Here is a 21956-nt window from a genome sequence, read left to right as displayed (position 1 = left end):
ACCCAGGCCTCGACCCAGGCCTCGACCCAGGCCTCGACCCAGGCCTCGACCCAGGCCTCGACCCCGGGAGCCGGCGTCGGTCACGGTGCCGCCACCTCCTGGAACCGCCCGATCGGCACGGTGTGCGTCGCGTCGAGGGCGAACGTCGGCTGCCCTGCCCCCAGCACGTCGGGCAGCAGCGGGAGGTCCACCCGGGTGCCGACCACCACGGTGATGACCGAGGTGCCGCTGTGGCAGGCGGGCGGCGTGGTGCAGCTGACCCGGACGTCCAGCGGCGCGTCCTCGAGGCCCTGGTCGGCGAGCGCCTGGCGGGCCGCCGCCTCGGCCCGGGAGCGGCCCAACGCGTCCTCGCCGGCCAGGGCGTACGCGCGGGCGGCCGAGCGGGCTGCGGCCTCGACCGAGAAGGCACCGCGCTGCACCTCGAAGACGCTCAGCACGATCCACAGCATCGGCAGCAGCAGGAGGACGCCGAGCCACACCACCTCGATGAGCGCGCTGCCCTGCTCGTCGTTGCGCCGCCCCGCGCGGACGGCCCGGAGGTGGCCTCCTGACCTCGCGACGGCCTCGCGGCCGCCCGCCGTGGTCGCGACCCAGGTGCGCGCCCGACGTTCTGCGTGTCCCGGGGATCCCTCAGCCGCCGTACGTCGGGCACGCCTGCGACCCGGGGACCAGGCGCGGATCACGGCTGGACCTCCTGCACGGCGTGCCCGTCGACCTCCAGGTCGACGCCGGGACCACCGAGCCCGAGGGCGGGCACGGAGGCACGGACGGTCACCACGACCGTCGGTGCCCCGCCGATGCTGACGACCCGCGCGTCGACGTCCTCGGCGAACCGGGCAGCGAGCGCGCCGGCGATCTGGTCGCGGGTGCGGGCGACCCCGTCGGCGGGCCCGCGGCCGACGGTGGCGGCGTACCGAGCCCCGTCGGAGGCCGCGGCGGTCAGCGTGTTGCGCACCAGCAGGACCAGCGACACCTGCAGGACGCCGAGCACGAGCGGCACCAGCACCACGAGCACCAGCACGAAGTCGACGACGGCGGCGCCGCCCTCGGACCGGGTGCGGCGTCGGGTGCCGGGCACTACTGGACCTGGTTGAGCGCCCGGCGCAGCAGGGAGGCCAGCTCGTCCTGGGCGACGGTGGTGAGGGCGGCGACGAGCCCGGCCGTCATGACGGTCACGAGCACCCAGCCCGGCACGTCACCGCGGTCGTCGCGCTGTGTGCGGGCGCCGCGCGACGGCAGGGGCAGGGCGCCGGTGAGCGTGAGCACCAGCAGCTGCAGGTGGGTCATGGGGGTTCCTTCCCGAGAGGACGTGCGTGCGGAGGTGGTCGAGGGGTGGGTCAGGGGGCGGTGAGGCTGAGCCCGACCAGGCCGGGCCAGAAGGCGAAGAGGACGGTCACCGGCAGCACGAGGAAGACGACGGGAACCATCATCAGCACCTCGCGCCGGGCGGCGGTCTCGATCAGCTCCCGGCGCCCGGCCTCGCGGACGTCGGCTGCCTGGGCGTGGAGCACGTCGGCCAGCGGCGTACCCCGCTCGACGGCGACGGCGACGCCCTGGGCGAAGCGGGCGACGACGGGTACGCCGGTGGTGGCGGCCAGCCGGTCGAAGGCGGAGCCGACCGGTTCGCCGGTGCGGATGGCGGCCAGCACGGCGGCGAGGTCACGGCTGAGCTCGCCGCGCGAACGCTGCACGACCCGGTCCAGGGCGCCGACCGGGCTCTCGCCCGCGGCCACCGAGAGCGCGAGCAGCTCGGCGATGGTGGGGAACTCCGCGACGACCCGGCGCTCGCGGGTGCGCACCTGGGAGGTGAGGTGGGTGTCGCGGGCCAGCACGCCGAAGGCGAAGGCGACCAGCGAGACGAGGGCGTGCCCGAGGACGCCGCCGTCGTCGCCCAGGGTGCGCAGCAGCCCCCAGGCCGCGGTGGTGCCGAGGCCGACGAGACCCCAGACCACCTGCTGCACCCGGAAGTCCTGGACGGTCAGGTCGAGGCCGGCGCGCTCGATCCGGCGGCGCACCGACGTCGCGCCGCCGAGGACCCGTTCCACGGTCTCGGCCAGGGTGCGGAGCACGGGTCCGTAGACGGCGACCGCGGCGCCGAGCAGCGGTGACCCGTCGGTGCGACGCCGCGGGATCGTCCGGGCGCCCACCTGCGGGAGGTCGCGGACGTAGGGCAGGACGCGGTCGGAGAGCTGGGCGCGCCCCATGACCCGCAGCCGCGCCACGACGAGCAGCAGACCCGTGCCGGCGGCGGCACCGAGCAGCGCGCCCCACCACGCGGGGGTCACGAGAGGATCCTCTGCTCGACCGGCAGCCGGCCCAAGCGCATCATCAGCCGGTAGGCGACCAGGCACAGGCCGGCGCCCACGGCGAGGACGACGACCCCGGCGCCCGAGGCGTAGCGCCGGATCACCTCGGTCTGGAAGGACATCAGCAGCAGGACCAGCCAGGGTGCGGCGACGGCCAGCCGGGCACCGTTGACCGTCCAGGCCTGTCGCGACTCCAGCTCCGAGCGGGTCCGGGCGTCGTCGCGCAGGTAGCCCGAGAGGTTGCGCAGCAGCCGACCGAGGTCGCCGCCGCCGACGTCGCGGGCGACCCGGAGGCTCTCGCAGACGCGGTCGCCGACCGGGTCGGCCAGCCGGACCTTGAGCCGGTCGAGGCAGTCGCCGAACCGTCCGCTGACCTGGTAGTCCAGCCCGAAGGCCGTGAAGGCGTCGCGCAGCGGGACCGGTCCGCGCTCGCCGAGCGCGGCGAGCGCGTCGGGCAGGGACATGCCCGCCCGGACGGCCGAGGCGAGGTTGTCCACCGCGTCGGGCCAGACCTCGGCGAGCTCGCGCTGACGGCGTACGGCGCGGCCTCGCACGACCGCCACCGGCAGGTAGGCGGCGATCAGGCCGAAGGCGACCGCGACCGTGGGGGTGCGGGAGGCGACCTGGACGACGAGCGCCGCCGAGGTGCCGCTGATCGCGCAGAGGGCGGCGAGAGCACCGGGCGTCACGCCGCCGATCCCGGCGGCGGCGAGAGTGCGCTGCCAGCGTCCCGGACCCGCAGCCTCGGCACCGTCCGGACGCGTCGCGCGTGGTACGGCGAAGGCCGACCAGACCAGGAGCAGCCCGACCCCCACGCCGAGCCCGACCAGCGCACCCATCAGCCGGCCTCCCCGAGCAGCAGCCTGAGGTCGAGGCCGACCCGCTCGAACCGCTCGGGCCGCGGCGGGCTGCCGTGCGCGCGACGCAGCTCGCCGTCACGGCGCACGAAGACCGGCTCGGACTCGATGACGCCGGCCTCCACGCGCCCGGGGACGGCCACGACCTCGTGGACCTGGCGGTGCCCGCGGTGGTCCAGTCCCAGGTGCACGACCAGGTCGACGGAGGTGGCGACGGTGGGGACGACGAACCGGTCGGAGATGTTCTCGCCGGCGAGCAGCGGCAGCAGGCACATCTTGACCAGTGCCTCGCGCGCGGAGTTGGCGTGCAGGGTGCACATGCCCGGGAGACCGGCGTTGAGCGCCAGGACCAGGTCGAGGCACTCCTCGGCGCGCACCTCGCCGACGATGATCCGCGAGGGCCGCATCCGCAGGCTCTCCTTGACCAGGTCGCGCAGCCGGATCTCGCCGGTGCCCTCGAGGCCGGACTGCCGGGTCTGCAGGGCGACGTGGTCGGGGTGGGGGAAGCGCAGCTCGTAGACCTCCTCCGCGGAGACCACGCGTTCGCCACCCGGGATCGCTGCGGCGAGGCAGTTGAGCATGGTGGTCTTGCCCGCCTGGGTGCCGCCGGTGACCAGGATGTTGAGGCCGGCGCGCACCGAGCCCTCGAGGAAGGCAGCGGCCTGGGGCGTGAGGCTGCCGAGCTCGACGAGGTCGGACAACCGGGCCGCGCGCAGCACGAACTTGCGGATGTTGACCGCCGAGAAGCCGCGCGAGATGCCCTCCAGCACCACGTGCAGCCGGTGGCCCTCGGGGAGCATCGCGTCGACGAACGGTCGGGACAGGTCGATGCGTCGGCCGCTGGACTTGAGCATCCGTTCGACGAGCTCGTCGACCTGGGCGCGGGTGAGCACGAGGTTGGTCAGCTCGTGGCGGCCGCGGCGGGCGACGAAGACCCGGGAGGGGTCGTTGATCCAGATCTCCTCGACCGCCGGGTCGTCCAGGAGCGGCTGGAGCGGGCCGAAGCCGCTGACCCGGGCGAGCAGCTCGCCGACCATTGCGCCGGGGTCGGCCAGCGGGGCGACGACGCCGGTGAGGCTGCGGTCGTCGTGGCGGCGCACGACGCCCTCGGCGAGCCGGCGCACGACGTCGGCGTCACGCTGGGGGTCCACGCCCTCCGCGCGCACCAGGGCCCGGAGCTCTTGGTCGAGGCCCTCGACCAGCGCGTCGTGGGTCGAGTCCGTGCCGCCGCCGGGGACGGCGCCGCGGCGGTCGTCGCGCGCGTCGGCGCGCCGACCGGCGTACGCCGAGGCAGGGCTCACTGCCATGGCCGCTCCGTTCCCGAGATGGATGAAGGTGCCGTCGAGGCTAGGTGCCGAACGACTACCCAGGGAGGGCCGGGATCAATCTGTGGATAACGTCGTCACGCACCAGCCAGGGACGGCTGGGACGGGAGGTGCAGACGGGACGGGAGCGGCGGCCGTCCCGCTGCGGACTCCGGGTCCTCAGCCCGCGGCCAGCAGCTCCCGCACCCGCGGGATCACCTCGGTGCCGTAGAGCCGGATCGACTCCATCCGCTGCTCGTGGGGCAGCGAGCCGACGGCGTACTTCAGCTGGAAGCGGGAGAGGCCCAGCGAGCGCACGGCCCAGGCGATCTTCTGCGCGACGGTCTCGGGGGACCCGACGAAGATCGAGCCCTCCGGCGAGGCGCCCTGGTCGAAGGTCGCACGGGAGTAGGGGCCCCAGCCGCGCTCGCGGCCGATCCGCCCGAACGCCTCGGCCTGGTGGGGGAACATCTGCTCGCGCGCCAGCTCGTCGGTGGCGGCGACGTGGCCGGGGGAGTGCATGCCGATCGGCAGCAGCGGCCGGCCGTACTCCTCCAGGGCCCGTCGGTAGAGGTCGGCGAACTGCACGAACCCGGCCGGTGAGCCACCGATGACCGCGAGCACGAGCGGGAAGCCGTACGCCGCCGCGCGGATCACCGACTGGGGCGTGCCGCCGACGGCGATCCACGCCGGCAGCCCGGCCTCGGTGCGCGGGAAGACCTCCTGCTGCTCCAGGGGCGGGCGGATGCTGCCGCGCCAGGTGAGCGGCTCCTCCTGCTGCAGGTGGGCGAAGAGGTCGAGCTTCTCGTGGAAGAGCACCTCGTAGTCCGACAGCTCGTGTCCGAAGAGCGGGAAGGACTCGGTGAACGAGCCGCGGCCCAGCTGCACCTCGGCGCGGCCGCGGCTGAGCGCGGCGAGGGTCGAGAAGCGCTGGAAGACCCGGATCGGGTCGTCGGAGGAGAGCACGGTGACACCGGTGCCGAGCCGGATCCGCTCGGTCTGCCCGGCGATCGCCGCGAGCACCACGTCGGGGGCGCTGACGGCGTAGTCCTCGCGGTGGTGCTCCCCGAGACCGAGGTAGTCCACGCCCACCTGGTCGGCCAGCACGCCCTCGGCGACGACCTCGCGCAGTGCCTCGGCCTGCGAGCGCCAGCCACCGTCGGCGGTCATGCCGGTGTCGCCGAAGGTGTCCAGGCCGAAGGTGGGTCGCTCGGGCGTGCCCAGCACGGCGGGGTCGAAGGGCGGGTCGACGGGCGTCGGAGGAGTCGTGGCCATGCCAGGTCCAACCAGACCGGGCGGTCTCGTGTTCCACGGCCAGGCGCACCCGGTCCCACAGAACTGGCCTAGACCAGTGGAGATGCTTCAACGCCGGCCGGGCCCGCGCCGTACCCCCTGTCATGACCGCTCCCTCCCGCCCCGCCACCCGTCCCTCCGCCGCCGCCACCCGCACCCGCCGCCGGTCCGGCGCCGGCCTCCGCACCGCGGGGGTCGCGACCGCCGCCGTCCTGGGCCTGTCCCTGCTCGTGCCGGGCTCGCAGGCCACCTCCGACACCTCCGCACCGACCCGGGCCTACGGCCTGACCCTGTCGGGCCTGCTGGTCTCCTTCCCCCTCGACCGCCCCGAGCGCGTCGAGCGCGTCGGCCCCGTCGACGGCCTCGTCCTCGACGCGAACCTCGTGGGCATGGACTTCCGCCCCGCCGACCGACGTCTCTACGGTGTCGGCAACGCAGGAGGCATCTACGTGGTCGACACCACCGACGGCTCGGTCTCGCTCGCGGGCCGGCTGACCGTCCTGCTCGAGGGTGACTCCTTCGGCGTGGACGTGAACCCCGCGGCCGACGCCCTGCGGATCGTCGGGGACACCGGCCAGAACCTGCGCTACTCCTTCGCCACCGGCACGACCTCCACCGACACGGACCTCGACAGCGACGGCGACCCCATGACCATCACGCGGGGCATCGCGGGCGCGGCGTACGTCAACAACGACACCGACCCCGCGACCGGGACGGCGCTCCTCGACCTCGACGCCGAGGTCTCGGCGCTGGTGCTCCAGGTGCCGGCCAACGACGGGACCATCACCGCGCTCGGGCCCCTCGGGCCGTCGCTCCAGGGCCGGGACCACGGCTTCGACATCGCCACCCGCCTGCGCGACGGCAGGGCCGTGCGCAACACCGGGTACGTCGTGTCGAAGGTCGACCGGCGCTGGCGGCTGCTGCGCGTCGACCTGCTCACGGGCCGCGCCCGCGAGGTCGGTGCCTTCCCCGGGCGCACGCGGGTCGTCGACGTGGCCGTCGTCCCGGCGCGGTGACCCGGTGGCCGGGGCGAGACAGCTGCGGATCGTGCGCGAGGACGACGTGCGGCAGGCCTACTCCGCGCACGGCGCGGAGCTGTACCGCCTCGCCCACCGCGCCCTCGGCGACGCGGGCGGCGCGGAGGACGTCGTCCAGGAGACCTTCCTGCGGGCATGGCGCTCCGGTGACCGGTTCGACCCCGCCCGCGGGAGCCTGCGCACCTGGCTGTTCGCCATCGCCCGCAACGTCGTCATCGACGCGGCCCGGGCCCGCGCCGTCCGCCCCGTGACCACCGAGCTGTCCCCGCAGACCGAGCCACCGGCAGCCGCCGTCGACGACTGGGACGCGCTGGTGCGCCGGGTGCTCGTGGAGACGGCCCTGGACCGCCTCGGCGACGAGCACCGGCAGGCGCTGCAGCTGACCTACCTCGCGGACCGGCCCTGCTCCGAGGTCGCCGCCGAGCTCGGGATCCCGGAGAGCACGCTGCGCAGCCGGGTCTTCTACGGCCTGAAGGCGCTCCGCATCGCCATGGAAGAGATGGAGGTCGCCCCATGACCGGGACCGACGAGAGCCGGCACGAGCACCAGCGGACGTCCCTGGGCGCCTACGTGCTGGGGTTGCTTCCCGCAGCGGAGGCCGCGGCCCTCGAGCAGCACCTCGCCGGTTGCGCGGATTGCCGACGCGAGGTCGAGGAGCTCTCGCCGACCGCCTCGATGCTCGCCGAGCTGAAGGCCGGTCCTGCTCCGACGGTCGAGCCCGTCCCGGTCGAGCTGGGGGAGCGGGTCTCGCGCGCCCTGGCCGACGCCGCCGCGGCGACCCGGCGACCCGCGGTGCGGGCAGCGCTGCTGGCGGCCGTCGCCGGCGCCGCGGCCGCCGCGGTGCTGGTGGTGGGACTGGCCGTGGTCGGCACCGACGACCCCGAGGTGCCGCTCGAGGCGGTCAGCGTCGCGGTGTCGCGGCCCGGTCTCGACGCGGACGCCGACCTGGTCGACCACACTTGGGGCCTGGAGGTGCGGCTCACCGCCAGCGGCTTCGCCGACGGGCGTCGCTTCCGCGTCGACGTGCTGGGCGCGGACGGTCGTCGCTACCCCGCCGGGGAGTTCGTCGGCACCGGGGACCGGCCCATGCTGTGCAACCTCAGCTCCGCGGTGCTGCGCGAGGACGCGACCGGCTTCGTGGTCCGCGACACCCGCGGCCGCGTGGTGGCGCGGTCCCGCTTCGCCTGAGCCGTCTCGTCCAGCCACAACCGGCTCCACCCCTCTGAGGTCCTCGCGGACCCGCTGCCCCACAGCCGGGCTTGAATGCGTCCGCCTGCCCCGACCCGACGGCGAGCGCCTCGAATGACGGGCGTCGATCCACCGACGTCGCCTGCTGCGTGTGCACCGGATGGATCGGGGCCGAACCGACGTGCCGGGTGAAGCGGCCGCTGACCCGACGGGAGATCCTGGACCGGTCATGGCCGCCGACCTCGTCTACCTCGTCGCCGGCCTGAGCCTCATCCTCGCCGTCGTCCTGCCGGCGGTGCTGCAGCGCGCGCCCGTCACCTCGCCCATGCTGCTCATCGGCCTGGGCATGCTGCTGGGCCTGACCCCGCTGCCCGACGGGCTGCCGCTGGACCCGCAGGACAACCGCGCCGCCATCGAGCACGTCACCGAGCTGACCGTCATCGTGGCGCTGATGGGCGTGGGGCTGGCGATCGACCGGCCGCTGTCGTTGCGGCGCCGCGCGTCATGGAGCGCCTGGTCGCCCACGTGGCGGCTGCTGGGGGTCGCGATGCCGTTGTCGATCGCGGCCGTGGCCCTGCTCGGCTGGGCCCTCGGAGCGGCCCCCGCCGTCGCGCTGCTGCTCGGTGCGGTCCTCGCCCCGACCGACCCGGTGCTCGCGTCCGACGTCCAGGTCGGTGGCCCCAGCGTCACCGAGGACGAGGAGGACGCAGAGGCCGAGACCGAGAGCGACGAGGTCCGGTTCGCACTGACCTCCGAGGCGGGACTCAACGACGGCCTGGCGTTCCCGTTCGTGTACGCCGCCGTCCTGCTGGCCGGGGGCAGCGCGGTGGACTGGGGTGCCCGCTGGGTCGCCTGGGAGCTGCTCGGCAAGGTCCTCATCGGCGTGCTGGCCGGCATCGGCGTGGGGACGGTGCTGGCCCGCGTCGCCTTCCGCTCCGACCACCCCGCGCTGCGCGTCGCCGACCGCGGTGAGCCGCTCTTCGCCCTGGCCGCGCTGCTGACGGCGTACGGCCTCGGGGAGGTCGCCCAGGGCTACGGCTTCCTGGCCGTCTTCGCGTGCGCGATGACCATCCGCGCCGCGGAGCGGCGCCACTCCTACCACCGCGACATGCACGAGGTGGTGGAGCGGCTCGAGCGGCTGCTGACCCTGTTCGTGCTGCTGGTGCTGGGCATCGCGCTGACCCGTGGCCTGCTGGGCGCGCTCGACTGGCGCGGTGTCCTCGTGGGGGTCGCGCTGGTCGCGGTGCTGCGCCCGGCGGCCGCCTGGCTCGCTCTCGCGGTCCGACCCGCTCGGGAGGAGCCGGGTCGACTGCTGCCCGGTGAGCGGGTGGCGACCGCCTTCTTCGGTGTCCGCGGCGTCGGTTCCCTCTACTACCTCGCGTACGCCGGCGGCGAGGTCGAGGCGTTCCAGGACGACTGGCTCTGGTCGAGCGTCGGGTTCACGATCGTGCTCTCGGTCGTCGTGCACGGCGCGCTCGCGGGGCCGGTGATGCGGCGGCTGGAGTGCCGTCGGGCCGGCGACCCGGCGCGCTAGACCCGGGGCCTTGGACCGCCGCCTCCGCCGCGGCCGGGGAGGGTACGGGGCGCCTCGTGATGGAGGTCACCCCCGCGGGTGAGTTCACGGTCGTGCTCCGGTGGGGACATCCCTGTCACGACGCCTTCCGCACCGCGTCGACCCACTCAGCATCTCCCACTCAGCGCCGGTGATCGCCCGGCCCGTCTGACACCTGGAGTCCCCCATGTCCCGCCGCGTACTCGCACGCCCTCTTGCCGCCGCAACCCTCGCCTCGGCGCTCGTCCTCACCCCGACCCTGGCTCTCGCCGACCCCGGCGACAACGGCCAGGGTGCCCAGAAGGGGAAGGGCACCGCCCAGGCCCCCGGCCAGCAGAAGGACAAGCCCACGAAGCCCACGAAGGGCAAGAGCGACCAGGCCGGCAAGGAGAACGCCCCGGGTCAGGTCAAGGGCGACGGCTCGGCGACCGGCAAGGGCCAGCAGGGCACCGGCCAGGGCGCCCCCGGCCAGCCGGAGCAGCAGCCGCAGGCCCCCGCCGGTGGCGAGGCCGGTCCCGACGAGGGCGACGACGACACCACCGACCCCACCGTCGACGACGGTGACACCGGCGACCAGGGCGGTGCGGACGGCGACCCCGCCGGCAACAACGGCACCGTGAAGATCGCGGCGCTCGGCGACCTCGACTCCATCCCGAACAACACCCCGCACCCCGGCTGCAGCTTCAAGGTGGAGTGGTACGGCTTCGACGAGGGCGAGGACGTCATCTCGACGGTCACCTTCGCCGCCCACGCACCGACCGCCGACGTCGTCATCGGCGGCACCAGCCCCAGCGAGGTCTTCGTGGGGGGCGACCCCGCCTCCGGCGCCGGCACCGAGACGGGCCTGGACGGCCGCCAGGTCTACGACCTCACCTTCGACGGCGAGCCCCACCCGAAGCAGGGCTACCACGTGAAGCTCACGGTCTCCACGCCGCACTCGCTGGGCAACGACACCAAGACCAAGGTCTTCTGGGTCGCCCCGTGCGAGGAGGACGCGGCCACCGGCGGGACCACCGAGGACGAGGCCGGTGTCGACGGCACCCAGGCCAGCGGTGTCGCCGGCACGCAGATCGCGGCCCCGATCGCTTCCCTGACCAAGATCCTGACCAGCCCTGCCGTGGGTGCCAACGCCCGCGGCGTGGCCTCGGACACCAGCGCCGTCCCGACCTCGGTCGACGCCGGCGCCGAGGGCGGGCTGTCGGCGCTCACCGACTCCCCGCTGCCGCTGGGCCTGCTCGTGGCGGCCCTGCTGGCCAGTGCCGCCGCGGTGGTCGTCGGTCGTCGCTCCTCCGACGCCGACGCCTGAGCGGCCAGGAGGGAGGGCGCACCGTGCGACGCGTGCTCGCGGGGCTGCTCGGCCTGGTCGCCGTGGTCCTGACCGCCTCCGCCCTGGTGGGCGGCGGCCAGGCGACGACCGCGAGCACGCAGCGCACGGTGCCGAGCCAGGCGCCCCTGCCGGAGCCGCGGCTGGTCCGGGCGGCGGAGGGCCGCCCGGGGACGCCTGTCGAGGTGCGGATCCCGCAGCTCGACGTGGTCGCGCCGGTGCTGCCGGTCGCGACCCGGGGCGAGGTCCTGGTGCCGCCCTCGGACCCCGCCGAGCTCGGGTGGTGGGCCGAGGGCGCACGGCCCGGTGACCCGGGTCGTGCGCTGGTCGCCGGGCACACGGTGAGCGCGGGCGGGGGAGCCCTCGACGACCTCGAGACGCTGGAGCGCGGCGACCGGGTCGCCGTGGGGAGCAGGGAAGGCAGCACCCGCTGGGTCGTGGAGTCGGTGGAGGTGCTCGGCAAGGGCGAGATCGCCCGGCGTGCGGAGCAGCTCTTCACCCAGGAGGGACCGGCCCGGCTGGTGCTGCTGACCTGCGAGGACTGGGACGGCTCGACGTACCTCAGCAACGTCGTGGTGGTCGCCCGGCCCGTCTGAGCGGGTCGCAGGAGTCCTCCGGGCGGGCGCTGCCGAGTGTCCGATCGGAGGATCGGCAGGAGCAGGAGACTCACCTATCCTTGGGTCCGTGCGTCTTCTCTCGGTGACCCTGTTCCTCGCGCTGGCAGCCCTGCTCGCGCCCGCTCCGGCCTCTGCCCGGACCGCTGCCGACTTCGAGGGCGCGGTGCACGCGGCGACCAACGTCGTCCGCGTGGACCACGACCTGGAGAAGCTGCGCAAGAAGGGCTGCGTGGACCGGTTCGCCAACCGGCAGGCCAAGAAGATGGCGGCCAAGGGCGAGATGTTCCACCAGGACCTCGGCCCGGTCATGGACAAGTGCGGACTGAGCCTGGTCGGCGAGAACGTCGCGTTCGGCTTCACCAAGGCCGGCACCCTGCTCAAGGCGTGGATGGACTCACCCGGCCACCGCGCCAACATCCTCGACGCGCGCTACCGCCAGCTCGGGGTCGGGGCGCGCAAGAGCGACGAGGGCACCTGGTACGTCGCGCAGGTGTTCGGCCGCAAGTAGGGCTCCGCGGCGCGGGGTCGTAGGCTGCCTGCTTGTGGCAGGCCCTGATTACGACGTCGAGATCAAGCAGCTCCAGGCAACCATGCGCACCATCGAGCAGGTGCTCGACCTGGAGGCGATGAAGGCCGAGATCGCCGACCTCGGCGAGCAGGTCGCCGCTCCCGACCTCTGGGACGACCAGGCCAACGCCACGCGCGTGACCGGCCGGCTCTCCGACCTCCAGGGCCAGGTCGAGCGGTTCGAGGCGCTCTCGGGTCGGATCGAGGACCTGGAGATCATGGTCGAGCTCGGCACCGAGGAGGGCGACGCGGACTCGCTGGCCGAGGCCGAGCGCGAGCTGGGCAAGATCAAGACCGCGGTCGAGAGCCTCGAGGTCCGGACCCTGCTCAACGGCGAGTACGACGCCCGCGAGGCGATCGTGACCATCCGCTCCGGCGCCGGGGGCGTCGACGCCGCAGACTTCGCCGAGATGCTCATGCGGATGTACACCCGCTGGGCCGAGCGCAACAAGTACCCCGTCGAGGTCTACGACGTCTCCTACGCGGAGGAGGCCGGCATCAAGTCGGCCGAGTTCGCGATCCACGCGCCCTACGCCTACGGCACCCTCTCGGTCGAGGTCGGCACCCACCGCCTCGTGCGGATCAGCCCCTTCGACAACCAGGGCCGGCGCCAGACCTCCTTCGCCGCCGTCGAGGTCGTGCCGCAGCTGGAGCAGACCGACGAGATCGAGATCGACGAGAACGAGGTCCGCGTCGACGTCTTCCGCTCCGGCGGCCCGGGCGGCCAGTCGGTCAACACCACCGACTCCGCCGTGCGCCTCACGCACATCCCCACCGGCATCGTCGTGTCCTGCCAGAACGAGAAGTCGCAGCTGCAGAACAAGGCCGCCGCGATGATCGTCCTCAAGGCCAAGCTGCTGGCGAAGAAGAAGGCCGAGGAGGCCGCGCTCAAGAAGGACCTCAAGGGCGACGTCGCCGCCAGCTGGGGCGACCAGATGCGCAACTACGTGCTGAACCCCTACCAGATCGTCAAGGACCTGCGCACCGGCTACGAGACCGGCAACCCGCAGCCGGTCTTCGACGGCGAGATCGACGCCTTCCTCGAGGCGGGCATCCGCTGGCGCCGCAGCGCCGACAAGGCCGGCGCCGAGGGCTGAGCCCGGTCCCGGCGTACGCCGGTTCGCTGGTCGGTGACGCACCAGCGAGCCGCCCAGGTCGGCCTTGCCTCCCTTGTGTGGCGTTCCGGTTCAACCTGCTCGAACCGGAACGCCACACAAGGCACGAGCCGGGCTGATCAGCGCGCCTTGACGGTGGTCGAGGTGATCGACCGGGGGCTCTCGCCCTCGGAGTTCACCGCGACCACCTGAAAGCGGTACAGCCCGCGTGCGACCTTGAAGTTGGCGGTGCGCCGGTCCGCAGGGAGCTCGTCGGAGAAGAACAGTTTGAGCTCGTTGCCGAAAGCGTCCACTCGGGCGAAGTAGACGACATACCCGGTGATGGGCGCCCCGCCGTCGGACGAGGGCGGCGACCAGCGGATGCCGGCCGTGAGGGGCCGTCCCTTCGCGCCGCGGACCGGTGAGCCGATGGCCGGGGCGCCGGGGACTGTGATCTCCGGCTCCGGCTCCGGGTCCGGCTCGCACCCGTCCACGCTGAGGGTGTACGCGCCCACGGAGCCGAAGTCGTCGTACGCCGTGCTCGGGTTGCCGGTGCCGATCCCGTCGATCCGGGCGAACAGCGGCTGACCGGCACCGCTGGCCACGAGGGAGGCGCCCATGCCACCGGCCGTGTCCAGGTCGTCGCCCTGCTGGAAGGAGGGCGGGTTGTCGGTCGCCAGCGTGGACCCGGAGGCGTCGAGGACCCGCAGCTCGATGTCCAGGTTGGGGGCGAAGGCCGCGGGGTCGGCGGTGACGGTGAACGAGCCCGTGCACGTGCCGAGGGCGAAGACGTCCACGTCAGTGCGGGACGTGATGACCGCAGAGCCGGGAGGCGTCGCGGCAGCGGTCTGAACGGTGCTGCCTGCCTCGTCGGCCCGGAACGGAGCGCCGCTGTCAGCGATCGTCGCGATGTCGTCCTCGAGGACTTGGAAGTCGTCGTCGGTGGAGTAGCTGGAGTAGGCGCCGTCGCTCCAATGTGTGACGGGCTCGAAGTCACTGAACCCCATGATGGGCGCCCAGATGCCGTGGCCCTCGTAGTAGGCCTCCCCGAAGCGGCCGTCGTGCTGCAGGTTGAACTGGTGTCCCACCTCGTGGCTGATCGTCTCCGCGATCGGCTTCGGGGTGTCGGAGGACTGGACCTGGCCGAAGATCCAGGCCGGCTGCAGCTCGCTGTGGAAGTCCGTCTCCGCGAAGGCCCCGGTGTAGGCGACCCCGGAGCATCCGCCGCCGCAGATCACCTCGAGGGCCTCGTCGTCGTCGGTGATCAGCGCTCGCGTCCCGAAGACCGAGTCGGTCCGCCCGCTCCGGGTGATGGCATCCTCACCCGGGAACTCGGTGGTCACGTTCACGTCGAACGGTGCGAAGTCCTCGGCGACGATCAACCACACCTCGCGGATGAAGGCCAGCTCGGTGGCGCTGAAGGCGGGGTCGGCGTCCAGGCTCCACGCTGCATAGGTCCGGGCCGGCAGACCTGACTCGGAGTTCCATGCGGTGCCGGCCACGCGGTGTCCGTCGAAGTCGAGGTAGATGGTGCGGTCGGAGTCGGGCTTGCTGTTCAGCGAGAGGCTGCGGCGCTGGGCCAGCGGCGCGGTGCGCGCATCGCCCCGGTCGTAGTCGGGGACGGCCGGCCCCGAGCGCGGCGGATCGATGACGAAGGTGCCGTGGTCCGTCGTCACCGACGATGAACCGTCGGACGTGGAGGCCGCGTGGTCCTGTCCTGGATCGGCCTGGGCGGCGTTTCCGGCGAGCGCCAGCGGCACGATCGCCGGGGCGAGCAGGGTCAGGGCGACGAGGGGGACACGCAGGCGCACGGTCGAAGGTAACCCGGAGGGGTGGTGCCGCCCCATGGTTCGACCGAACCTTCACCGAACGTCCAGACGGGCGTGGCTCGCCCGGGTCACTGCGTCGGGGCGGAGGTCCCGTCCAGCGCCACCAGCAGCCCGGCGCACCACGCGTCGGAGCGCCGCTCGACCTCCTCGGCCGCGACGCCCCGCCCGCCGTCGAGGGAGCAGCCCAACCACGCGTCGCCGAGCACCCCGGCGCGCACCACCCGCGTGGCGCCGCCGGCCTCGCAGGCCACCCCCACGCTGCGGGCACCGTACGACGGTGGGTCGGTCAGCCCGGTGCAGCCGGGAGCGTCCCGCAGCGACCCGGCGAGCTCGGCGGCCAGCGCCCGGCTGGCGGGGGGCACGGCCACCCAGGCGCGCGCCTCGGCGCCCCCGGCCCGCCAGGTGCAGCCGTGCTCGTGCGCGACGTCGCGGCCGGCGCCCTGGCCCCGGCCGCCCAGCCGGATCCGGTCCCCGTCGGTGTCCTCGCGGGCCGCGGGCGCCTCCGCGACGTCCAGCGCCGCCGCGACCACGGAGGCCGGCACCACCGAGCAGAAAGGTGCCCGCGCGACCGCCATGCGGCGTACGGGCAGCTCGGCGAGGGCGACCGGGCCGGTGGAGCCGGCGGTGGCGTCGGGGGAGGGACCTGCGGGCTCCGTGTCGGAGGAGCCGGTGCACCCGGCGAGCAGGAGGAGGACGAGCGCCACGACGGCGCCGGCTGCGGCGGACCGGTGGGGCAGGGGCACGGGCCGAGGCTACGTGGCCGGCGCCAGCGCGCAGGGTGGTCGTGGGGGGAGCGCGGCGGGAGCGGGTGATCCGGCGCACGCGCCGGCGGCACGCGGTCGGGGCGGGGCGACCACGCGCCGGCGGGCACGTAGTGTGCCTGGGGTGATTCGCTTCGAGAAGGTCACCAAGACCTACCCCGGCGCGGGCGCCCCTGCCCTCGACGAGGTGTCGGTGGACGTCGAGAAGGGGGAGTTCGTCTTCCTCGTCGGCCAGTCCGGGTCGGGCAAGTCCACGGCGCTGCGCCTGGTGCTGCGGGAGTACCGCCCCACCTCCGGGCGGGTCTACGTCGCCGGCAAGGAGATCAACCGGCTCGCCGGCTGGAAGGTCCCGCGGCTGCGCCGGCAGATCGGCACCGTCTTCCAGGACTTCCGGCTGCTGCCGAGCAAGACCGTCGCCGAGAACGTCGCGTTCGCGCTCCAGGTCACCGGCAAGTCACCGCGCGAGGTCAAGAAGCTGGTCCCGGAGACCCTCGAGCTCGTCGGTCTGCAGGAGCGCGCCGACCGCCTCCCCGACGAGCTGTCGGGAGGCGAGCAGCAGCGCGTGGCGATCGCCCGCGCGTACGTCGGCCGGCCGATGATCCTCATCGCCGACGAGCCCACCGGGAACCTCGACCCGCAGACCTCGGTCGGCATCATGAAGCTGCTGGACCGCATCAACAAGACCGGCACCACCGTCGTGATGGCCACCCACGACCACGGCATCGTCGACCAGATGCGCAAGCGCGTCATCGAGCTCGACCACGGTCGGGTCGTGCGCGACGAGGCCCGCGGCGTCTACGGCTTCAGCCACTGACCCGGGCGTCGAGCCCGCCCCCACTGACGAGACCCAGGAGCACCCTCCTCTCCCATGCGCTACGTCCTCAGCAACCTCGGCCAGGGGCTGCGTCGCAACTCCTCGATGCACCTCGCGGTCGTCCTGACCCTCTTCGTCTCCCTCAGCCTGGTCGGCTTCGGCGCCCTGCTGAACCGCCAGACCGACCACATCAACGACCAGCTGGGCAGCGAGCTCGAGATCACGGCGTACCTCTGCCGCAAGAACGACTCCAACCCCGACTGCCTCGGCGAGGTCACCGACGCGCAGAAGAAGGCGATCGTCAAGGTCGTCGAGGACAGCCCGGAGGTCGCGGGCTACCGCTTCGAGTCCCAGGAGACGGCCTTCGAGAAGACCAAGGAGCTCTACGGCCCCGAGGAGGCCGACCGGTTCGAGGGGCCCAACGCGATCCTGCGGCCCGAAGACCTGCCGGAGTCGATCTGGATCACGCTGGAGGACCCGCGCGAGTTCGAGGGGATCACCAGCGCGATCGTCGGGCTCGACGGCGTCGCGAGGCTGGTCGACCAGCGCGAGACGGTCGGTCAGATCACCGGCATCGTCGACTGGCTGCAGCGCGCCGCGCTCATCGTGGCGGCGGTCCTGGGGCTGGCGGCGCTGCTGCTGGTGGCCAACACGATCCGGCTGGCGGCCTTCGCGCGCCGCAAGGAGATCGGCATCATGCGGCTGGTGGGCGCCTCGACGCTCTACATCGCGCTGCCGTTCCTGCTGGAGTCCCTGGTCACCGCGCTGCTCGGCGTGGCGCTGGCCGGTGGCGCGCTGGCGCTCTTCCAGCAGCTGGTGGTGGTCGAGCAGTACTCCGGGTTCACCGTCTTCCCGCTCGTGGACTGGGCCGACCTGGGGTACGCCGTCGGGGTGGTCGCCATCGCCGGACCGCTCATCACGCTGGTCCCGACACTCCTGCTGACCCGCAAATACGTCAAAGTCTGATCCCGGGCACCTACGGTCGTCGGGACGACTTCCCCGATGCAACGAGAGCAGACCACGGTGCGCTTCTTCCCCAGCGCCTCCCGTCAGCGTCTCGCAGCGGCCGCCGTGGCCGGTGCGGTGGCGCTGGGAGCCCTGTCCGCCCCCACCCAGATCAGCCTCGCCGGCGACGACCTGAAGGACCAGCAGCGCAAGGTCCAGAAGAAGATCGACGGCGCGGCCGAGGACCTCGAGCACTCCAGTGCCCGGGCGCGCCGCGCGATGGCCGCCGCCGAGGCCGCCCGCGCCGAGCTCGACGCCGCCCAGGGTCGCCTGACCCGAGTGCGCGAGCGGCTCGACGCCGCCCGCCAGCGCGACGAGCGGATGGCCGCCAAGCTGGTCGCGGCCGAGGAGCGGCTGGAGACCGCCCGCGAGGAGCTCGAGGCCGGCCAGGAGGCTCTCGACGAGCAGCGCCGGGTCGTGCGCGACCGGGTCGCGGAGTCCTACATGCAGGGCAGCCCCGAGCTGGCCACCATCACCAGCCTGCTGCGCACCCGCTCCACCGAGGACCTCACGCGCCAGGAGGCCGCCACCGGCGCGATCCTGGGCCGCGAGACCACGATGTACGACGAGCTCGAGGCCGCCGAGGTCCTCCTGCAGGTCCGCGAGGACGAGGCGCAGGAGGCGACCCGCCTGGTCGAGCGCGACCGGCAGCGCGCCGCCCAGCAGCTCAAGACCATCCGGCGGCTGGCCGCCGAGGCGGTCAGCATGCGCGACGAGGTCCGCACCCTCGCGACCAAGCGGGCCGAGGCCCGTCGCGCGGCCTTCGCGGTGAAGATGCGTGACCAGGAGGTCCTCGCGGCGCTGCGTCGCCAGGAGGCGCGGATCCGCGACCGGATCGCCGCGGCTGCCCGCGCAGCCCGCGGCACCTCGGTGAGCGCACGGGCGTCCGGGTACCTCACGGCCCCCAGCGGTGGCTACGTCACCTCGCCCTTCGGCATGCGGACCCACCCGATCTACGGCTACCGGGGCCTGCACGACGGCACCGACTTCGGCCAGGGCTGCGGCGCCCCCCTCATCGCCGCGGGCACCGGCAAGGTGATCTCGAAGTACTACTCCTCCTCCTACGGCAACCGGCTCTTCCTCTACCTCGGCCAGGTCAACGGCCGGAGCCTGACGGTCGTCTACAACCACGCTCAGGGCTACCGCTACGACGTGGGTGACACCGTCCAGCGCGGCGCGGTCGTCGGGTCGATGGGCAACACGGGCTGGTCCACCGGCTGCCACCTGCACTTCTCGGTGCTGGTCGGCGGCGAGCCGGTCGACCCGATGAACTGGCTCTGACCCACCGCCGAACGCCACGACAACCCGATTGCGGGAGCCTGCGAGAATGGCGGGATGGCCAGGGAGCAGGGGCAGAAGATGATCGCGCAGAACAAGAAGGCGCGACACGACTACGCCATCGAGGACACCTTCGAGGCGGGCCTCGTGCTGCAGGGCACCGAGGTCAAGTCCCTGCGGCAGGGCCGCGCCAGCCTGGTCGACGGCTTCGTCGACATCGACCGCGACGAGGCGTGGCTGCACGGCGTGCACATCCCGGAGTACTCCCAGGGCACCTGGACCAACCACTCCGCCCGCCGCAAGCGCAAGCTGCTCCTGCACCGCGAGGAGATCGCCAAGATCGAGCGCAAGATCAGCGAGAAGGGCCTCACGGTCGTGCCTCTGGCGCTCTACTTCAAGGACGGCCGGGCCAAGGTCGAGATCGCGCTCGCCCGCGGCAAGAAGTCCTGGGACAAGCGCAACGCCATCGCCGAGCGCACCGCCAAGCGCGAGGTCGAGGTCGAGGTCGGCCGCCGGTTGAAGGGCATGCGTGACTGAGGACCCCTCCTGGGACGAGGAGGTCGCCCGCACCACCGCCTTCTGGCAGCGTCTCGGCCTGCCCGGGCTGCTGGACGTCCACACCCACTTCCTGCCGCCGCCGGTGCAGGCCAAGGTCTGGGCCCAGTTCGACGCCGCCGGACCGAAGCTGGGTCGTGAGTGGCCGATCCGCTACCGCGGCAGCGTCGAGGAGCGGGTGGCGCAGCTGCGCGAGCTCGGCGTACGTCGGTTCTCGACCCTGCCCTACGCCCACCGGCCGGGCATCGCGGGCTACCTCAACGACTGGGCGGCTGGGTTCAAGCGCGAGGTCCCCGAGTCGCTGTGGTCGGCGACGCTCTACCCCGAGCCCGAGGTGGCGGCGTACGTCGCGGCCGGGATCGAGGCCGGGGTCGAGATCTGGAAGGTGCACGTGCAGGTGGGGGAGTTCCACCTCGACGACCCGCTCCTCGACCCGGTCTGGGCGCTGCTCGCCGAGGCCGGGACACCCGTGGTGGTGCACGCCGGCCACGCGCCGGTCGGCAACGACTACACCGGCCCCGCGTCCTCGGCGCGCGTGCTGGAGCGCCACCCGGGGCTGGCGATGGTGGTGGCCCACATGGGTGCGCCGGACTTCACCGAGTCCCTCGACCTCGCCGACCGCTACGAGCGGGTGCGCCTGGACACCACGATGGTCTTCACCGACTTCGACCTCGGCGACGGCACGCCCACGACGTACGCCGACGCGCTGCTCGAGCGGCTGGACCGCCAGCGCGACCGGATCCTGCTCGGCACCGACTTCCCGACCATCCCCTACCCCTACGTGCACCAGCTGGAGTCGCTCGAGCGCCTCGGGCTCGGGGACGACTGGCTGCGCGCGGTCTGCTGGGACAACGCCGCCGCGCTCGTGGGCGCCGAGCCCGGGACGCCGGGGCAGGAACAACCCGGTGGACGCCGCGGTTAGAGTGGTCGTACAACTCAAGAGGGGCTGATCGGTTTCGACTTGGGACGTTAGTTCCAGGGGAAGCGGGTCGAGGAGCCAGCGTCATCTCGTAAACGATCGCTGGGAACCAATAACTGCCAACGCTAAGCGCAGTTCCTTCGCTCTCGCCGCCTGAGCGGTGATCGAAGCGTCAGACCGGGCATCCGTCTCCGTCCCGGACCCTGGCGTCATCTAGGAGACTTGCTGCTCATCTGCTGTCAGGGTGGATGACCAGGACTCAAACCTGACTGAGCCCGTCGGGGAGGTGTTCGTGCCAGCCCCGGGGCCGAGAAAAGCGACATCACGGACTGCACCCGGAGAAGACCTGGTTCGACGCTCGAGGACCGGGGTTCGATTCCCCGCAGCTCCACACCTCACGACACGCGCGTGACTCCCTGCCTCCGTGGCTCGGGGTCACGCGCGTTCGTCGTGCGCGGGCTGCTTCGATGGGGGCATGCCAGCCGGGTCCGACGTGGAGACCGACGTCGTGGTCGTGGGCGGCGGGCAGAGCGGCCTCGCCGTGGCCTACCACCTCCACCGCCTCGGGCGCGGCCGGCGCGAGGGGGAGCGGCCGGCGCCGTCGTACGTCGTGCTGGACGACCACCAGCGGCCCGGAGGTGCCTGGCAGGACGGGTGGGACAGCCTGCACCTGTTCTCGCCGGCCAGCCACAGCTCGCTGGCGGGGTGGCCGATGCCGCCGTGGACCGGCGAGGACAACCCGGACGCGGCGCACGTCGCGCGCTACCTGGCCGACTACGAGCGCCGCTACGAGCTGCCGGTGGTCCGCCCGGTGCACGTGACCCGGGTGGAGCGTGCGGCGGGGGAGGCGGGCGGCCGCCGCTTCCGGGTCCTGGCCGACGACGGCCGCGCCTGGGCTGCGGACTGGGTCGTCAGCGCGACCGGCACCTGGGCGCGACCCTTCTGGCCGCACGTCCCCGGCACGGCCGACTTCCGGGGGCGCCAGCTGCACACCGCGGACTACCGCGGCGCCTCCGACCTCGCCGGGCTGCGGGTCCTGGTCGTCGGCGGTGGCAACTCCGGCGCGCAGGTGGCGGCCGACCTGCTCCCGGTGGCCCGCTCGGTGACCTGGTCCACGAAGGTGCCCCCGCGGATGCTGCCCGACGACGTCGACGGTCGGGTCCTCTTCGAGACCGCGACCCGGGCCGTGCGCGACCGGGCAGTCGGGATCGCCCACGAGGGCGTCGGCTCGCTCGGCGACGTGGTGGCCGTCCCCTCGGTGCGCCGAGCCCGCGACGAGCTCGGCCTGGCCGCCGAGCCGATGCCGCAGCGACTGGTCGCCGACGGCGCGGTGTGGCCCGACGGCACCCACCGGTCCTTCGACGCGGTCGTGTGGTGCACGGGCTTCCGGCCGGCGCTGCGTCACCTCGCGCCCCTGGGCCTGACGACGCGCCGCGGCCGGCCCGCCACCACGGCGGTGGACCTGCCGGCCCGCGCCGGTGGCGGCACCCGTCGCTCCGCCCCGGTCGTGTCCGCCGACGACCCGCACGTGCTGCTGGTGGGGTACGGCGACTGGTGCGGTGACGCCTCGGCCACCCTGATCGGCGTCAACCGTGCGGCTCGTGACGCCGTGGAGGTCATCCTGGCGGCAAGCCCACCCGCACAGTGAGAGACCGG

Annotated in this window: 23 protein-coding genes and 1 other RNA gene; 15 read left to right on the top strand and 9 right to left on the bottom strand. The window is 73.5% G+C overall.

Annotation, left to right across the window (positions count from 1 at the left end; translation table 11 throughout):
• Window positions 1-80: 80 nt before the first annotated feature.
• The 7 genes from ACYVID_RS00670 to ACYVID_RS00640 all read right to left on the bottom strand — a co-directional run bounded on the left by ACYVID_RS00670 (window position 81) and on the right by ACYVID_RS00640 (window position 5742).
• Window positions 81-683 (bottom strand): hypothetical protein, encoded by a 603-nt coding sequence (locus ACYVID_RS00670; RefSeq protein ID WP_460733440.1) that lies wholly within the window; start codon window positions 681-683, stop codon window positions 81-83.
• Window positions 680-1078, bottom strand: a complete 399-nt coding sequence (locus ACYVID_RS00665; protein WP_460733438.1) for a TadE/TadG family type IV pilus assembly protein — start codon at window positions 1076-1078, stop codon at window positions 680-682. The genes ACYVID_RS00670 and ACYVID_RS00665 overlap by 4 nt, the downstream gene beginning before the upstream one ends.
• Window positions 1078-1287, bottom strand: a complete 210-nt coding sequence (locus tag ACYVID_RS00660; RefSeq protein WP_460733436.1) for a hypothetical protein — start codon at window positions 1285-1287, stop codon at window positions 1078-1080. The genes ACYVID_RS00665 and ACYVID_RS00660 overlap by 1 nt, the downstream gene beginning before the upstream one ends.
• A gap of 50 nt (window positions 1288-1337) precedes the next feature.
• Window positions 1338-2285, bottom strand: coding sequence for a type II secretion system F family protein (locus ACYVID_RS00655; protein ID WP_460733434.1), 948 nt, complete (start codon window positions 2283-2285; stop codon window positions 1338-1340).
• Window positions 2282-3145, bottom strand: coding sequence for a type II secretion system F family protein (locus ACYVID_RS00650; RefSeq protein WP_460733432.1), 864 nt, complete (start codon window positions 3143-3145; stop codon window positions 2282-2284). The genes ACYVID_RS00655 and ACYVID_RS00650 overlap by 4 nt, the downstream gene beginning before the upstream one ends.
• A complete protein-coding gene (locus ACYVID_RS00645) occupies window positions 3145-4470 on the bottom strand; it encodes a CpaF family protein (protein ID WP_460733430.1) in 1326 nt (441 codons plus the stop codon). Before ACYVID_RS00645 ends, ACYVID_RS00650 begins: the two co-directional genes overlap by 1 nt.
• Before the next feature lie 177 nt (window positions 4471-4647).
• Entirely contained in the window at window positions 4648-5742 is a 1095-nt protein-coding gene (locus ACYVID_RS00640) for an LLM class flavin-dependent oxidoreductase (RefSeq protein WP_460733428.1), read from the bottom strand.
• Between the two features lie 122 nt (window positions 5743-5864).
• Here ACYVID_RS00640 and ACYVID_RS00635 point away from each other — a divergent pair, with 122 nt between their 5' ends.
• The 8 genes from ACYVID_RS00635 to prfB all read left to right on the top strand — a co-directional run bounded on the left by ACYVID_RS00635 (window position 5865) and on the right by prfB (window position 13142).
• Window positions 5865-6776, top strand: a complete 912-nt coding sequence (locus ACYVID_RS00635) for a DUF4394 domain-containing protein (RefSeq protein WP_460733426.1) — start codon at window positions 5865-5867, stop codon at window positions 6774-6776.
• Window positions 6777-6807: 31 nt separating this feature from the next.
• Window positions 6808-7314 (top strand): sigma-70 family RNA polymerase sigma factor, encoded by a 507-nt coding sequence (locus ACYVID_RS00630; RefSeq protein WP_460733424.1) that lies wholly within the window; start codon window positions 6808-6810, stop codon window positions 7312-7314.
• A complete protein-coding gene (locus ACYVID_RS00625) occupies window positions 7311-7985 on the top strand; it encodes a zf-HC2 domain-containing protein (RefSeq protein WP_460733422.1) in 675 nt (224 codons plus the stop codon). The genes ACYVID_RS00630 and ACYVID_RS00625 overlap by 4 nt, the downstream gene beginning before the upstream one ends.
• Before the next feature lie 229 nt (window positions 7986-8214).
• The gene (locus ACYVID_RS00620; protein WP_460733420.1) at window positions 8215-9519 is read left to right on the top strand and encodes a cation:proton antiporter; all 1305 of its coding nucleotides are present in this window, start codon (window positions 8215-8217) and stop codon (window positions 9517-9519) included.
• 205 nt (window positions 9520-9724) lie between these two features.
• Window positions 9725-10843 (top strand): hypothetical protein, encoded by a 1119-nt coding sequence (locus ACYVID_RS00615; protein ID WP_460733418.1) that lies wholly within the window; start codon window positions 9725-9727, stop codon window positions 10841-10843.
• A 23-nt stretch (window positions 10844-10866) separates the two neighbouring features.
• A complete protein-coding gene (locus ACYVID_RS00610; RefSeq protein ID WP_460733416.1) occupies window positions 10867-11457 on the top strand; it encodes a class F sortase in 591 nt (196 codons plus the stop codon).
• A gap of 88 nt (window positions 11458-11545) precedes the next feature.
• Window positions 11546-11986, top strand: coding sequence for a CAP domain-containing protein (locus ACYVID_RS00605; protein ID WP_460733414.1), 441 nt, complete (start codon window positions 11546-11548; stop codon window positions 11984-11986).
• A 34-nt stretch (window positions 11987-12020) separates the two neighbouring features.
• Window positions 12021-13142 (top strand): peptide chain release factor 2, encoded by a 1122-nt coding sequence (gene prfB, locus ACYVID_RS00600; RefSeq protein ID WP_460733412.1) that lies wholly within the window; start codon window positions 12021-12023, stop codon window positions 13140-13142.
• Window positions 13143-13279: 137 nt separating this feature from the next.
• On the opposite strand, the gene ACYVID_RS00595 is transcribed toward prfB, so the two are convergent.
• Both ACYVID_RS00595 and ACYVID_RS00590 read right to left on the bottom strand, forming a co-directional pair.
• The gene (locus tag ACYVID_RS00595) at window positions 13280-14950 is read right to left on the bottom strand and encodes a fibronectin type III domain-containing protein (RefSeq protein WP_460733410.1); all 1671 of its coding nucleotides are present in this window, start codon (window positions 14948-14950) and stop codon (window positions 13280-13282) included.
• A gap of 86 nt (window positions 14951-15036) precedes the next feature.
• Complete coding sequence (locus ACYVID_RS00590; RefSeq protein ID WP_460733408.1) at window positions 15037-15711, bottom strand: hypothetical protein; 675 nt, start codon at window positions 15709-15711, stop codon at window positions 15037-15039.
• 142 nt (window positions 15712-15853) lie between these two features.
• Between ACYVID_RS00590 and ftsE the strand changes: the two genes are divergently transcribed.
• From ftsE to ACYVID_RS00555, 7 genes are all read left to right on the top strand, one after another.
• Window positions 15854-16543, top strand: coding sequence for a cell division ATP-binding protein FtsE (gene ftsE, locus ACYVID_RS00585; protein WP_460733406.1), 690 nt, complete (start codon window positions 15854-15856; stop codon window positions 16541-16543).
• Window positions 16544-16597: 54 nt separating this feature from the next.
• Window positions 16598-17509 carry a permease-like cell division protein FtsX gene (gene ftsX / locus ACYVID_RS00580; RefSeq protein ID WP_300643793.1) on the top strand — a complete coding sequence of 304 codons (912 nt, stop codon included), beginning with the start codon at window positions 16598-16600 and terminating at the stop codon, window positions 17507-17509.
• A 36-nt stretch (window positions 17510-17545) separates the two neighbouring features.
• A complete protein-coding gene (locus ACYVID_RS00575) occupies window positions 17546-18829 on the top strand; it encodes a peptidoglycan DD-metalloendopeptidase family protein (RefSeq protein WP_460733403.1) in 1284 nt (427 codons plus the stop codon).
• A gap of 54 nt (window positions 18830-18883) precedes the next feature.
• Window positions 18884-19363 carry an SsrA-binding protein SmpB gene (gene smpB / locus ACYVID_RS00570; protein WP_460733401.1) on the top strand — a complete coding sequence of 160 codons (480 nt, stop codon included), beginning with the start codon at window positions 18884-18886 and terminating at the stop codon, window positions 19361-19363.
• The gene (locus ACYVID_RS00565; RefSeq protein ID WP_460733399.1) at window positions 19356-20303 is read left to right on the top strand and encodes an amidohydrolase family protein; all 948 of its coding nucleotides are present in this window, start codon (window positions 19356-19358) and stop codon (window positions 20301-20303) included. The genes smpB and ACYVID_RS00565 overlap by 8 nt, the downstream gene beginning before the upstream one ends.
• Window positions 20304-20323: 20 nt before the next feature.
• Window positions 20324-20694, top strand: a transfer-messenger RNA (tmRNA) gene (gene ssrA / locus ACYVID_RS00560).
• 81 nt (window positions 20695-20775) lie between these two features.
• Window positions 20776-21948, top strand: a complete 1173-nt coding sequence (locus ACYVID_RS00555) for an ArsO family NAD(P)H-dependent flavin-containing monooxygenase (RefSeq protein ID WP_460733397.1) — start codon at window positions 20776-20778, stop codon at window positions 21946-21948.
• The last annotated feature ends 8 nt before the right edge of the window (window positions 21949-21956 follow it).

The organism is Nocardioides ginkgobilobae (assembly GCF_054781275.1).
The sequence above is the reverse complement of the archived record's forward strand: the minus strand, read 5'-3'. Positions and strand labels throughout refer to the sequence as shown.

Bases quoted from the DNA above. Each gene is read 5' to 3' on its own strand.
- ACYVID_RS00660 (WP_460733436.1), bottom strand. From the start codon at position 1,287: ATGACCCACCTGCAGCTGCTGGTGCTCACGCTCACCGGCGCCCTGCCC.
- ACYVID_RS00615 (WP_460733418.1), top strand. From the start codon at position 9,725: ATGTCCCGCCGCGTACTCGCACGCCCTCTTGCCGCCGCAACCCTCGCC.
- ACYVID_RS00620 (WP_460733420.1), top strand. From the start codon at position 8,215: ATGGCCGCCGACCTCGTCTACCTCGTCGCCGGCCTGAGCCTCATCCTC.
- ftsX (WP_300643793.1), top strand. From the start codon at position 16,598: ATGCGCTACGTCCTCAGCAACCTCGGCCAGGGGCTGCGTCGCAACTCC.
- smpB (WP_460733401.1), top strand. From the start codon at position 18,884: ATGGCCAGGGAGCAGGGGCAGAAGATGATCGCGCAGAACAAGAAGGCG.
- ACYVID_RS00640 (WP_460733428.1), bottom strand. From the start codon at position 5,742: ATGGCCACGACTCCTCCGACGCCCGTCGACCCGCCCTTCGACCCCGCC.
- ACYVID_RS00645 (WP_460733430.1), bottom strand. From the start codon at position 4,470: ATGGCAGTGAGCCCTGCCTCGGCGTACGCCGGTCGGCGCGCCGACGCG.
- ACYVID_RS00575 (WP_460733403.1), top strand. From the start codon at position 17,546: ATGCAACGAGAGCAGACCACGGTGCGCTTCTTCCCCAGCGCCTCCCGT.
- ACYVID_RS00625 (WP_460733422.1), top strand. From the start codon at position 7,311: ATGACCGGGACCGACGAGAGCCGGCACGAGCACCAGCGGACGTCCCTG.
- ACYVID_RS00650 (WP_460733432.1), bottom strand. From the start codon at position 3,145: ATGGGTGCGCTGGTCGGGCTCGGCGTGGGGGTCGGGCTGCTCCTGGTC.
- ACYVID_RS00635 (WP_460733426.1), top strand. From the start codon at position 5,865: ATGACCGCTCCCTCCCGCCCCGCCACCCGTCCCTCCGCCGCCGCCACC.
- ACYVID_RS00555 (WP_460733397.1), top strand. From the start codon at position 20,776: ATGCCAGCCGGGTCCGACGTGGAGACCGACGTCGTGGTCGTGGGCGGC.